This is a genomic window from Peteryoungia rhizophila, assembly GCF_004912145.1.
Taxonomy (GTDB): Bacteria; Pseudomonadota; Alphaproteobacteria; order Rhizobiales; family Rhizobiaceae; genus Allorhizobium; species Allorhizobium rhizophilum.
In genome coordinates, this window is the sequence record NZ_STGT01000004.1 from 194,657 (window position 1) to 207,557 (window position 12,901).

The window sequence follows — 12,901 nt, forward strand, 5'->3', positions numbered from 1 at the left end:
GCTATCAGGACTACCGGCCTTTCCTTAACCAGACCTTGATGACCGTCGATTTCAGGTTCCTGCAGAAGAGCTTGTGAATAGCTCCTAGATCTGAGCCAGGAGGCCTACATGAGCAAAGGCAATTGCTTACAAGAACTCAAGCGCGACGCGGTGCGCCAGATCACCGAGCGGGGCTACCCGGCAGCGGAGGTTCCGCCGTGACAAAAGTCATAGCTCCGCCGATCATGTATGACGGATTTCTCTTGGGAGTTTGGGGGCAGGTCAGAGACAGCCTCTCGCAATCGGTACTCTTTGCTGCAACGCTGCTGCCGATGTCTGAAACACGCAAGGACGGTTTGTTATCTTGAAAACCCTTCAGCCTCTCATCCTGACGGCACGCATGTCCGACCGCGACCTCAAGCCATTTGATCGTCTTCGTCAGGAGCACTTTCCGCCGGACCGAAATTTCCTGGCGGCTCACCTGACGATGTTTCACCGTCTGCCAGGCGAGTACAGGGAAAAAGTTGTCGAGCATCTGATCGAAGTTGCGACAGGGTACGCGCCAATCACAGCTGACGTCAGTGGCCTTCGTCATCTCGGTGCGGGTGTCGCATTCACAATTGCCAGCCCTGACCTTCAGGACATTCACGCCGGGCTCAGGCGAGCCTTCATGCCATGGCTCGGCGGCCAAGACATGCAGAAGTGGCAGCCCCATATTACTGTCCAGAACAAAGTCTCAAAATTGGCGGCGGCTACCTTGCACGCTGAACTTATGGAGGGATTCCGACCGCATACGATCGAGATTATCGGCCTCGATCTGTGGCGGTATCTGGGTGGTCCATGGCAGCACGAAAGCTTCGCCATGTTTGGTCAAGCTCGCTGATAGAGATCGCCATAGCACGGTCCGGAACTGTTTGGCAGTTCCGCGTTCAAACGAGTATTGATGGGCTTGGACGTAGGCGTCTGCGCTCCCAACCGAAAATGAAAAAGCCTGCCGCAGGAGGAGGTGCATCGCCTCGATGAATATGAAGATAGCCAAATCAGCGCACAGAATGCAGGCACTGCTGCCATGCGGGATTTGCCCGTCAAACTTGGCGACCGCTCAGATATCGAAACGCCCGCATCATCAGCGGGCGTCGTATCATGCGAAATGGGCTCGACGGTAGCTGTCTAGCGAGCGACCGACTGGCGAGCTAAGCTGTGGATATCGGCACGGTTGATGCCGAGGTCCTGCAGTTCGCGCGAGGACATGCGGGCAAGTTCTGTGACGGTCTGACGGTACCGGCGCCAGTTGTTGAAAGAGCGTGCTACGTTCATGATGATCCCCTTTCGTGAGGTCCCTGTGACGCCAGCAACCTGCTTTGGTTCCAACGTCGTTTCGATGACTGGAATATAAGCTCTTCGCCGCCGCGCGATAAGACATAACGCTTCAGGTCGGCCATGCGTTAAACGCATGGATCAGGACCAAATGGTCAGGCCCGGAACCGATCAAAGGCGGTCAGGCGTTTGACCGGTGGATCAGCGTCAAAATAGCGGTAGATTTCGGTGCGAAGATAATGGAGTTCGTCGTCGAGTGCCTCTTCCCCGACTTCGATCCACCATGATTTGGGGCGACCGTCGCTGCCATCCGACCAGCGATAGCCGCGTGCCTTTAGATGGTCCTTCATGTCGAAGGGGCTGTTTTCGGCGAAAATCCGCACCCGCGACTTTTGGCTGGCCTGGTAGAGTTCGGCAAAGGCAGTGGACGCCGTCCCTTCAACTTTACGATCAAGGACCTCCAGAAGGGCAAAGCAGTCATCGACCGCGCGATGACCCTCATGAAAATACCCCGCCTGGCCGATCAAATAACCAAGCTTGGTGCCTTCATATTCCCGTGCCGACCAGTCGATTTCTGAATTCGAACATGCCCAAGCCCTGCCGTCGAACAAAGGCGAAAACGCTTCGCAAAAAGGCCGGTCGAAGCTTGCATTGTGGGCAATCACCAGATCGGCGGGCTCGATCAACGCCTGCAATGCTGGCAGGTCGATCGACTGTCCGGCCACCATCTCATTGGTGATCCCGGTTAGCTTGGTGATCTCAGGAGGAATGGGAACGCTCGGCTGCCGAAGCCCACTATAGATGCCGGTGACATCCCCGACCCAGCCGTTACTGTCGAAGGTGAAGGCGATCACCCCGAGTTCGATGATCTCGTCCGTGCGGGCGTTGAGGCCGGTCGTCTCGGTATCGAGGATGATACCCCTGAGCGGGTATTCAGGCCGGATAACGGTCGCGATCGCACGTGGCTCGAGTTTCTTCAGAATGCGGTAGCGGCCTGTCTGCGCCAACTGCCGGACCATCTCGTCCTCGCTGATGGTGACAAATTGCTGTTCAAGAGCGGCAGGTTTTGCGCGGTCACGGGAGATTGGACGGGTTCCACCGGCCCCTTCAGAAAACATGTCGAACTGCTCTGCCATTCGGTTGCTGGTATCTCCGCTATTCATGACAATCTCAAATCACGTCATTCCGTGCAAAACAAGCCTGCCCCCTTGCTGCGCAAACCGAACACTGACTTGGGGCCTCCGGTCGCCTCTTCGCGACTGTGAGCCATAATGGTCTACCAGGACGCGCGAGCGTTCAGAACAGGAAAGGGCACATCAGCTGAAGCCGAAAACGCCAAAGCCGTTCACCTCCCGCAATACCGGTTAAAAAGGGTTGCCGCAGGAGGGTCAACAAACAGCGGGCGGCGCCGGAAACCGGGATCGGTAGCCCCCGGCGCGCGGGTCCGCTTAAACGGATCTCTGCCACATCAATATTCGCAGATACTCTATGTTGCCTTGAAGAGACCCGAACTCACGACACCCAAATGCGGACTGTTATGTGGACCAAGGACCGATCACTTTCAGCGCGGCAGCCTCGAAAGGGCTTGTATCGCGAGTTGCGATCGCCAGGCCGTTTGGTGCGGCCGTAGCTGCAATGTAGCTGTCGACCGTGCCAATCGCTCTGACAGCTGCTCGAATGCGTGCCACCAATTCGGAATAGATCTGAGACGTAGCCAGATCGAAGGAAAGGAAACGCTCGGAAAAGTGGGGCAGCGCTTCCTCAAGGCGGTCGCGCAGGATGGCTTGTTGGTTCCCTGGAGGCATAGCAGCGATCCGACGCGAAGTTCAGCAGGTGTCCTGTTGCGACTTTCCTGCAGGGCTTCGACGTCGCTGTCCGAGATCTCGACACCACCGGCCTTCTTGATCAATCGCCTAGGCCCCTGAAGACAGAGGTAGCGTAAGATTGAATCATGGAACTATCTCGATCCTGCACTTCCAAATTCAGGAGTCGGCATACGGGCGTTAATGTCCTGGTGCTCCTGTGCAGTCTCAGATTGAGCCTTCGTTTCCGGAGCTTCGCCGCAAACGATCGCCCCCGACGTGGACCCTGTGCCGTCTATAGCGCCAGCCCAAGATCATCCTTGCGGACATCGATGAGGTCGGCGAGGCGTTCCAGAAGGCCAAGGACAAGCAGCAGATCGTCAAGTGTCCCAATGGCGACGCCGGGATCGCCCCGTTTGAGGCGCGCAATGGAGCTCGGCGACGTTCCGGCACGCATGGCGAGATCGGCGATGGTGATGCGCCGCCGCAACCTGGCGTTTCGGACATTTTGTCCGAGCCTTTCAAAGGCTGGCTTCACCTTGGAAGATCCCAATACAATCTTCCCTATCTGAAATAATCCGGCCTACTTTTTATCATATATGACTGACTGTGCCCGCCATGAAGAACTCGGCCCTCTGCACAGCCTGATCACACGATCCGTGTTGCCGATTTGTCCCGGGGGTATTTCAAAGCGTAGCACTCGCGAAATGAAGCATTGGATGGCTGGTGTCACTGCTGCAGGACGCATCAGACGTGAAAGGCGGCATCTATGCGGTGTGGCCGGCCAGTCGATACCTTCTACCGGGCGTTAGACATATCATCGAAGTGCTCATCGCGGAGGGAAAGACAGGCAGCCTTGGCAATTGAGGCAGGCAGATGGGAAAGGCCGGTCATGGCTGATACCACAGTAAGACACCCAGCCCATGCACCCCGTGCCATCCACGTCTACCCCACCCATTGTCCTCCGTCAGCAATTCTGCCGGCATTCCAAAGCCAGAAATTCTCATCCTGCAGGGGAGATTTTCCAAGGCTGATGGCGTCATCTCTACGTCATCTATCTATGGCACGGGACCATTATGGTTTGGAGAACAGAACTTTGCCCCGACTGAACCTCAGAGCCGTTTCCAAACGCTTCCACGACTTCCAGGCACTCGACACAGTCTCGCTGGACATCCCCGACGGCGCATTTCTCGCTCTACTCGGGCCATCCGGTTGCGGAAAGACGACGCTCCTGCGGCTGATCGCAGGGCTTGAAGTTCCGGATCAGGGCGAGATCTGCTTGGATGAACAGGTGGTCGCTGGCAAAATGGCCTTCGTGCCACCAGAAAAGCGCCGGGTCGGCATGGTGTTCCAGTCCTATGCGCTGTGGCCGACCATGAGCGTGCGCGGCAATATCGAGTTCGGCCTGAAGATCTCGAGGCTTACCGCGAAGGAGCGCGCGGCGCGGATCGACGAAGTCCTCGAGGTCGTCGGCCTGCGCGGCCTCGGCGACAGGCGTCCGCACGAGCTTTCCGGCGGGCAACGACAGAGGGTGGCGCTCGCCCGGTCGCTCGCCACACGGCCGAAGCTCATCCTGCTCGACGAGCCGCTCGCCAATCTGGACGCCCATCTGCGCGAGGCCATGCTTGCAGAATTCCGCCGCATCCACAGCCTGACCGGCGCGACCTTCGTCTTTGTCACCCACGATCAGGACGAGGCCATGGCGGTCGCAACACATGTCGCCGTGATGGACAGGGGCCGGCTGCAGCAGGTCGGCACGCCGGAGGCGCTCTATCGCCAGCCGGCCTCGCCCTTTGTCGCCCGGTTCATCGGGCGGGGGAGGACATTGCCAGTCCGTGTGTTGAAATCTGAAAGCGGCCGGACCCGGGTCATGCTCGGCCAGCAGCTTCTCGATATGCCGGGCCACGCCGAAGTCGGCCATGGCTGGCTTTGCTTCCATGCCTCAGATCTGCAGCGTGTGGCCGAGGGCGGGGAGCTGAAGACCGAGCTCGTCGGGCAAGTGTTTCAGAATGGCGCCTTTCTCAGCCATTGCATACCGACGGAGATCGACGGCGATGTCGTCAGCCTACCGCTCGCCGAGCGACTTTTACCCGGCACGCCGATTGAGCTTGTCTTGCGGAGCGGCTGGGTGATCGGAGACGGGCACTCGTCCGCCGACGCCCAGGTGACCCGCCGGGCCCAGACGGCCTGAGCCCATCCAAGCCACCTTGCCACGCGCCTTTCCACATGTGGCTGCAGCGGCACGGCGGATGTGGCGTTGCGCTGTCACGGGAAGATCATCGAACCGTTATGCTGCCGTCATCTGCCTGCGCTAGGCGAAACTCCTCGCCCGTCGGCTTGCGCGGGTGTTCCCCCATCGTCCGGGTCGGGCCGCCTTCGCTCAGCCCTGCCCTTTCAACGAGGTTCCCATGTTCATCCGTACACTCCTCGCCACCACCATCCTTGCCGGTTTCGCCTTCACCGCCCAAGCCGAGGACACGATCACCGTCTATACCTCGCAGCCGCAGGATCAGATGACCCAGGTGATCGAGGCCTTCAACGCCGACCATCCGGAGATCAAGGTCGAGCTGTTCCGCTCCGGCACGACCGAAGTCATGGCAAAGCTTCAGGCGGAATATACTGCCGGCAACAGCCCGGCCGACGTGATCCTAATCGCCGACACAGTCGCGATGACCCAGCTGAAGAACGACGACCGCCTGCTCGCCTTTACCGAGGCCCCGGTCGAAGGCATTGATGCGGCATTCATCGACGCCGACAAGACCTTCTTCGGCACCAAGGTCATCACCACCGGCATCGTCTACAACACCGACCTCGTGAAGACCGTGCCGACCAGCTGGAACGACCTGCTTTCAACCGACGCGGCGAAAAGCCTGATCATGCCAAGCCCGCTCTATTCTGGCGCCGCCGTCATCCATGTCGGCACGATGATCCAGCAGCCCGATTTTGGCTGGGCCTATTACGAAAAGCTGGCCGAAGCCGGTGCGGTCGCCGGCCAGGGCAATGGCACGGTCATCGAGGCCGTCGCGCGTGGTGAGAAGGCCTATGGCATCATCATCGAATACATGGCGCTCAACGCCAAGAAGAAGGGCGCGCCCGTCGACTTCGTGTTTCCGAAAGAAGGCGTAAGCTCGATTACCCAGCCGGTCGCGGTGCTCAAGGGCTCGGATTCCGTCGAGGCTGCCAAAACCTTCGTTGCCTGGCAGCTCTCCAAGGCGTCCCAGGAACAGGCAACCGCGCAGGGCTATTTCCCGATCCTGCCCGGCGTCACCCAACCGGAAGGCTATCCGGCGCTGACCACGCTGAAGATCCTGCCCGCCGACAGTGACGCGATGCTGAAGGCCGATACGGAGAACAAGGAGACGTTCGCCGAACTGTTCGGCGGCTGATTTCATCATGCGCCCGCCGCGTGCTTCGGGAGCCGAGCATCTGCTCGTCTCCCTTCTCATTCTCTATGTCGCAGTCACCACGCTCTGGCCGCTTGCCCGGCTGTTTACAAGCGCCTTCCAGCCCGGTGAAGACGGTGCACCACTCGGGTTGATGCTATCCACGCTTTCCAGCCGTTCAACGCTTCGGGCGCTCTCCGGCACGCTGCAGACCGCGCTGCTCTCAGTGGTCATCTCGACGCTTCTCGGCGTGGCACTCGCCTTCGCCGTCAGCCTGCTCAAGCTGAAGACCCGAGCGGCGCTGACCTTCCTGATCCTGCTGCCACTGATCGTGCCGTCGCAGACCATGGCGCTTGCCTGGATCGAGTTTTTCGGCGCGCAGTCACCGATCCTCAAACCACTCGGGTTGGCACCGGCGCCGGGTTCGACCAATCCACTCTATTCGATCGGTGGGATCGCGCTTGTCATGGGCATCGAGCACATGCCGCTGGTCTTCATCTCCGTGCGTGCCGCTTTGCGGGCGCTGCCCGCCGATCTCGTAGAGGCCGCCCGTATCCTTGGCATTTCGCCGGGGCGGATCGGTCGCGGCATCGTGCTGCCGATCGTGATGCCTTCGGTGCTGGCAAGCAGCCTGATCGCCTTTACAGCGGCAATCGGCAATTTCGGCGTACCAGCCCTGCTTGGCATTCCGGGTCGCATTTCGGTCCTGACGACGCTTATCTATCAGCGGCTCAACGGCTTCGGTCCGGCCGCCGCCGGCCAGGTTGCCACGCTGGCTCTTTTGTTGGCGCTGATGGCGGCGATCGCCATCCTCGCACGCAATCTGGTGACGACCCGTGTTGCCGTGCCCCTTCCGGCGGGGGCACCCTTCGTGCCGGGCAAGCACGCACCCTTTACAGAGATCCTGCTCTGGCTCGTCGTTCTCATCCTGACCCTGGTGCCGCTCGCCGCACTCACCATGACCGCACTCCTGCCCGCCATCGGGGTCACCTTCGGACCCGATACGATGAGCCTCGACCAGTTCCGCGCCGTGCTCAACAACCAAACCATACGGCGGGCCTTCGCCAATTCGCTGCTACTCTCGAGCGTCACCGCGGGGATCTGCGTGCTGGTGGCGGTCCCGCTCGCCTTTTTGTCCGTGCGTAGACGAAATCCGGTGCTGCGACTGCTCGACATCGTCATCGAGGCGCCTTGGGTCGTTCCCGGCACGGTCATGGCGCTCGGTATGATCCTTGCCTTCCTGAAGCCCCTGCCGTTCCTCGGGGTATCAATCTACGGCACCATGGCGATCCTCGTCATCGCCTATCTCGCGCGGTTCCTGCCCCTGGTGCTGCGCCCCGTGGCCGCCGCGGCGCAATCGGCCGACCCCTCGCTGGACGAGGCAGCGCGCGTTGCCGGCGCCGGGCTCATCCGCCGCATACTGTCGATATTCCTGCCCGGTATGCTGCCGGCCGGGGCAGCCGGGGCGATCCTCGTGGTGATGACAGCGCTCAACGAACTCACGCTGTCGGCACTTCTCTGGGCGTCCGGCAACGAGACGATCGGCGTCATGATCTTTGCCCTGCAATACGAGGGCAACTCAACCGCCGCCGCCGCGGTGGCCGTGCTGTCCACACTCCTGGTCCTGATCCTCGCAGCCATCGCCACCGTGGCCGCAAGGAGGCTGCCCAAGGACATGCTGCCCTGGATTGACTGATTGCCCCATACACAGAGCGCGTAATCGGTCGGACCTGCCCTCGCGCTCAGGCAATCTCCCCTTCGTCAAGACATCATTCGTTCAGACGATCAGCCAAACGCGTCATGGGATCCATCCGTTTATGAAGAATCGCCACGATGAGGGCGGGCGCTTCTTCTTGAGGCAGACAGAAGACGTAGTGATGTTGGCATCGCGCCATCCGTAACGCTGAAGAGCGCGCTATCATATACCACTTCGCCCTCCAGACGGCGACTTTGGCACGTTAACGTTTTTTTACGGCTGTTGTTTAGCCCAACACTAACCCTTCACTGGCAATGATGGGCAGTTCTAAAGGCAGGAGACATCACATGGCGATCAGCAGCTGGTCATTTCAGAACGTCCGAAACAAGATGACGATTCGCCTGCAGGTGGCTCTTGTAACGGCCGTGACATGTATTGCAGCAGTCGGTATCGCGGCGGTTGGCGCGGCCATGGTTGCAAAAAGCGGGGCGCAAGCCAATGCAAACCAGCAGCTGCAGACACTTGCACGCAACATGGCGGATCGGCTCGACCAGCACATGTTCGAGCGCTATCGCGAAATCCAGAACATTGCCAGTCTTGGTCCGCTTCAGGCGGTCTGGAGCAAGGATGCGGCTGCGACCCGCGGCATTCTCGAGCAGCTCCAGATGAGCCTACCTGAATATGCGTGGCTCGGCTTTGCTACACCAGATGGCATCGTTCACGCGGCCACCAAAGGCATGTTGGAAGAAGTGTCGGTTGCACAGCGTCCGTGGTTCGTGGATGGGCTGAAGCAGCCGACGGTTAAAGATGTTCACGATGCTAAGCTGCTCGACAAACTGCTCCGCACATCGCCCGATGAAGCCCCGTTCCGTTTTGTCGATGTCGCCATGCCGGTCTTCGACAGCAACCAGGAGCTTGCCGGCGTCCTCGGCGCCCACATGAGCTGGACCTGGGCTGACGATGTACGACAGACCGTGTTGACCAGCCAGAATGAAGAAAGTGCCGCAGACCTTTGGATCGCGGCCAAGGACGGCAGCCTGTTGATCGGACCTGCAGATCGCAAAGTCGATCCTTCGCTCCTGGCTCAGGCTGCCAAATCCAATGATGTCCTGTTCATGGACACATCGGGAGCCGCACCCATGCTGGCTGCCGCCGTTGCGACACGGGGGCAGGGAGATTATCCAGGGCTTGGATGGAACGTCATTGCCCGCATGCCCGTCTCGGTTATCTATGCGCCCGCAAACCAACTCGTGCTGCAGATATTGCTGCTCGGCGGAGTGGTCGCCGCTGTTGCCTCCGCTGTTGCATGGACCCTGGCCGGTTCGGTGACCAATCCCTTGAGGGCGCTCGCCGACAGCCTGGATCTGGTTGGGCGGCAGACCGATGTTACGAGTGTGGAGCGCCAGCACGGCTCGCTGGATATCCTCAAACTGTCGGCAGCGGTTCGTTCGCTGTTGCGGCGGGTAGGAACCGCGGAAAGCGTTCAAATGACCAATGCCGCAACCATCGACACGCTTCAGCGCGAGGTCGCGGACCAGAAGAAGGAAGTCGAACAGAAGATAATGCGCTACGGCGCCGACCTCCATGCCCTACAATTGCTCGCCGACACGGATGGTTTAACAGGACTGTTGAACCGCCGGGCTTTTCTCCCCTTCGCTGAGGACGCCTGGAGCTACTATAATCGCTACGATCGACCGTTCAGTATCTTGATGTTCGATATCGACCACTTCAAGCGCATCAACGATACGTATGGCCATGCCGCCGGCGACGACGTCATCCGCAAAATGGGGGAGATTATCAGCGCGGGCATCCGCACGACCGACAAGGTCGCCCGGTTTGGTGGTGAAGAGTTTGTCGTGCTGCTTCGAGAAACCGATGAAACCTCTGCTTCGATGATGGCCAATCGACTACGAGAGCAGATCGCTCGCACAGTGGTGATTGTCGCAGAGCACCGGATCAGCTTCACAACCAGCGTCGGCTGCGCTTTGGGATCGTCCGCTGCGCGAGACCTGGAAGATGTCATCCACCTCGCTGATACCGCGCTCTACGCGGCTAAGTCAGGCGGAAGAAACCGAGTTGTCATGGACGGCGTGCCGACCGAAGGGCGCAGAGCGGCGGCATGATTCACTGTGTCACTCGATAGGCGGATTGTGTGAAACATGGCATCGCACAATCCATGATGGTATCGGGCCGGATGAAAGATGCGCCCCTTCCTCGACACAGGTTCCTCTTGGTAACTACACGGAGCGGGCTCCTCTAAAGACGTCACCGTTTTTTTGTAAACCAGAAGGCGTTCATCTTGACGGAGGGCGACGACGGCGTGCCGGTGGCCGAGACGCAATGCATCGACGACAACCCGGAAGGCGGGTGCATTTTGGTGGCGGCTCATCGGACACCTTTTCCATCCAGGTGACCGCGCTGCCGTCAAGGGACTCGGCCACCGCGAAATGGGTCATCGCTTCGGTGCGCGAGGCGCCGTGCCAGTGCCGTACCGTCACTTCCGGGCCAATGAAATGATCGAACCGCTTAAGAATTGGCCAAAGTCATTCACCAAACCTGAGTTTATTCACCTCATCGCGATCCCATTTCTCCACCAGCGGCAATTCGCCATTAGCGGCATTGCGCGTCCCAACAGGTGGGAAAGAATAGCCTATGCGCCGCAATGCCGATTCTGCTTGTTTGGCGTTTGGCATCAGGAGGCCATTGATCCAGGATTCGGCGAGGCGCTACACCGTGCCGCCAAGCGATCCCTCCAGCGTCGCAAGCTCCTGCCCGCCTGCCATAAGATCCTGGAGCTGTTCTGCGGTGATATGGCCGCGCAAGGCCGTACCAAGTGTCTGGCCGCGATTGAGCACGGTGAAGCGATCACCCACAGCCATGGCATGGCGCACATTGTGGGTGATGAACACGATCGCGATGCCCTGCTTGCGCACCTTGTCGATCGTTGCCAGTACGTTGGCGGTCTGGCGCACGCCGAGTGCCGAGGTCGGTTCGTCGAGGATCAGCACCTTCGCCCCGAAATGCACGGCGCGGGCAATGGCCACCGTCTGGCGCTCGCCACCCGACAGCGTGCCCACCGCCTGGTCGGGGCCGCGCAGGCTGATGCCCATTGCGCCCATTTCCTGCATGGTAATGCGGTTGGCATATTCATGGTCGAACAGTTTCAGCGGTCCGAACTTCCGGATCGGCTCGTTGCCCATGAAGAAGTTGCGGCTGACTGACATCAAAGGGATCATCGCCAGATCCTGGTAGACCGTGGCGATACCGGCCTCGATCGCATCGCGCGGATCGTCGAACTGCATCGGCTTGCCTTCGAACAGGATTTCACCGCTCGTCGGTTTGTGCACGCCCGACATGGTCTTGATGAAGGTCGACTTGCCGGCGCCGTTATCGCCGAGAAGGCAGTGGCATTCGCCAGGAAAAATGTCGACCGAGACGCCGGCCAGCGCAATCACCGCGCCGAAATGCTTCTCGATATCGCGCATTTGGATGAGCGGTGTGCGGGTCATGGTGGGGCTAGGGCTCATCTCAGCGCTCCCCTGTAATAATGCGGCGGATATAGGTGTTGAGAATGACGGCAAACAGCAAGATGACGCCGAGGAACACCCGAAACAGGCTGCTTTCGACCCCTGCAAAGAACAGCCCCTGCTGGACGACGCCGAAGATCAGCGCGCCGAGGGCCGCCCCGATGACCGAGCCGTAACCGCCCGTCAGCAGCGCACCGCCGATAACGACGGCGATGATGGCCTCAAATTCCTTGAGCAGGCCACGATCGGCCCCGGCGGAGCCGAACTCGAAAACCTGGCAGGCGGCAAAGACCGTAGCACAGAAGGCCGTGAACATGAACATCAGGATCTTCACCCGGTTGACCGGTACACCGACATAACGTGCGGCCTGGGCGTCACCACCGGCGGCGAAGATCCAGTTGCCGAAGCGGGTGCGGGTTAGGACGAAGTGACCGACGGCGACGAGGGCCAGTGCCCAGACGATCAGCATCGGCAGGCCGTCGACAACAGGCTGGCCCTTGAGGTTGCCGCGCTCGAAGACGGTCAGCATACCAATCTCGCCGAGCCAGGTGAAAAGCGGCTGGCCGATCTTGCCGCCGAAGGCAGGGGCGAGCCAGTCGCCCTCGGCCGCCTCGCGAATGCCACCGATAATGGTCTTGCGCTCGAGTGTCTGGGGCAGGAAGATGGTGAAACCGCGCAGGATGAAGAGGGTGGCAAGCGTCACGATGAAGCTCGGCAGGCCGGTGCGCACGACGATGTAGCCGTTGAGCGCACCCAGCGCCACGCAGATGACGAACGTCAGCAGGATGGCGAACCAGACCGGCCAGCCGAGCGTGACGCTAAAAATGGCGATCAGCATGCCGGCAAAACCAATCATCGAGCCGACGGAGAGATCGAATTCGCCGGCGATCATTAGCAGGCAGGCGCCGACGGCGATGATCATGAACTGTGCCGAGACGATGGACCAGTTCAGAACGCCTTGGGCATTGAACATGCCGCTGTCATGGGCAAACAGGGCGAAGAAGGCAAACACCGCCACTGTCCCGACCATACTTCCCAGTTCTGGTCGGATCAGGCTGCGCCTGAAGGCCGACATCGTTTTGACGCGCTCGTCGGTGTGCGCATTGTTACTCATGAGCCAGTCCCATCATGTGCTGATGCAGGCAGGCCTCCGCGTGGAGCATGCTGCATGATAGAGCGGCGAAGGCCATGCCTTCG

At 60.0% G+C, this 12,901-nt stretch carries 12 protein-coding genes and 2 pseudogenes; 6 read left to right on the plus strand and 8 right to left on the minus strand.

The window, feature by feature from the left end; genetic code table 11:
• Positions 1–197: 197 nt before the first annotated feature.
• Both E9677_RS25250 and E9677_RS16960 read left to right on the plus strand, forming a co-directional pair.
• Positions 198–347, plus strand: coding sequence for a hypothetical protein (locus E9677_RS25250; protein WP_168801251.1), 150 nt, complete (start codon positions 198–200; stop codon positions 345–347).
• Positions 344–862, plus strand: a complete 519-nt coding sequence (locus E9677_RS16960; RefSeq protein ID WP_136559255.1) for a 2'-5' RNA ligase family protein — start codon at positions 344–346, stop codon at positions 860–862. Before E9677_RS25250 ends, E9677_RS16960 begins: the two co-directional genes overlap by 4 nt.
• 287 nt (positions 863–1,149) lie before the next feature.
• Here the strand turns inward: E9677_RS16960 and E9677_RS16965 are convergent, their stop codons facing one another.
• The 4 genes and pseudogenes from E9677_RS16965 to E9677_RS25590 all read right to left on the minus strand — a co-directional run bounded on the left by E9677_RS16965 (position 1,150) and on the right by E9677_RS25590 (position 3,636).
• On the minus strand, positions 1,150–1,296 hold the full coding sequence (locus tag E9677_RS16965; RefSeq protein WP_136559256.1) for a DUF1127 domain-containing protein: 147 nt from the start codon (positions 1,294–1,296) through the stop codon (positions 1,150–1,152).
• A 155-nt stretch (positions 1,297–1,451) separates the two neighbouring features.
• Positions 1,452–2,432 (minus strand): 3'-5' exonuclease, encoded by a 981-nt coding sequence (locus E9677_RS16970; protein WP_136559257.1) that lies wholly within the window; start codon positions 2,430–2,432, stop codon positions 1,452–1,454.
• Between the two features lie 399 nt (positions 2,433–2,831).
• Positions 2,832–3,110, minus strand: a pseudogene (locus E9677_RS25815) (VapC toxin family PIN domain ribonuclease); the annotation flags it as partial.
• A gap of 283 nt (positions 3,111–3,393) precedes the next feature.
• Positions 3,394–3,636, minus strand: coding sequence for a helix-turn-helix domain-containing protein (locus E9677_RS25590; protein WP_235883008.1), 243 nt, complete (start codon positions 3,634–3,636; stop codon positions 3,394–3,396).
• A 558-nt stretch (positions 3,637–4,194) separates the two neighbouring features.
• On the opposite strand from E9677_RS25590, the gene E9677_RS16985 reads away from it, so the two are divergent.
• From E9677_RS16985 to E9677_RS16995, 3 genes are all read left to right on the plus strand, one after another.
• Entirely contained in the window at positions 4,195–5,289 is a 1,095-nt protein-coding gene (locus E9677_RS16985; protein ID WP_136559259.1) for an ABC transporter ATP-binding protein, read from the plus strand.
• A gap of 217 nt (positions 5,290–5,506) precedes the next feature.
• Positions 5,507–6,484 (plus strand): ABC transporter substrate-binding protein, encoded by a 978-nt coding sequence (locus tag E9677_RS16990; RefSeq protein WP_136559260.1) that lies wholly within the window; start codon positions 5,507–5,509, stop codon positions 6,482–6,484.
• 7 nt (positions 6,485–6,491) lie between these two features.
• Positions 6,492–8,177 carry an ABC transporter permease gene (locus tag E9677_RS16995; RefSeq protein WP_136559261.1) on the plus strand — a complete coding sequence of 562 codons (1,686 nt, stop codon included), beginning with the start codon at positions 6,492–6,494 and terminating at the stop codon, positions 8,175–8,177.
• A 73-nt stretch (positions 8,178–8,250) separates the two neighbouring features.
• On the opposite strand, the pseudogene E9677_RS25595 reads toward E9677_RS16995, so the two are convergent.
• Positions 8,251–8,388, minus strand: a pseudogene (locus tag E9677_RS25595) (type II toxin-antitoxin system RelE/ParE family toxin); the annotation flags it as partial.
• A gap of 136 nt (positions 8,389–8,524) precedes the next feature.
• Between E9677_RS25595 and E9677_RS17005 the strand changes: the two are divergent.
• Positions 8,525–10,300, plus strand: coding sequence for a sensor domain-containing diguanylate cyclase (locus E9677_RS17005; protein WP_168801252.1), 1,776 nt, complete (start codon positions 8,525–8,527; stop codon positions 10,298–10,300).
• Between the two features lie 420 nt (positions 10,301–10,720).
• On the opposite strand, the gene E9677_RS25440 is transcribed toward E9677_RS17005, so the two are convergent.
• The 3 genes from E9677_RS25440 to E9677_RS17020 are packed head-to-tail and all read right to left on the minus strand — an operon-like array spanning position 10,721 to position 12,818.
• Positions 10,721–10,870, minus strand: a complete 150-nt coding sequence (locus E9677_RS25440; protein ID WP_205910157.1) for a hypothetical protein — start codon at positions 10,868–10,870, stop codon at positions 10,721–10,723.
• Positions 10,871–10,903: 33 nt separating this feature from the next.
• Complete coding sequence (locus tag E9677_RS17015; RefSeq protein ID WP_408014750.1) at positions 10,904–11,662, minus strand: ATP-binding cassette domain-containing protein; 759 nt, start codon at positions 11,660–11,662, stop codon at positions 10,904–10,906.
• A gap of 43 nt (positions 11,663–11,705) precedes the next feature.
• A complete protein-coding gene (locus tag E9677_RS17020; protein WP_136559263.1) occupies positions 11,706–12,818 on the minus strand; it encodes an ABC transporter permease in 1,113 nt (370 codons plus the stop codon).
• Positions 12,819–12,901 lie beyond the last annotated feature (83 nt).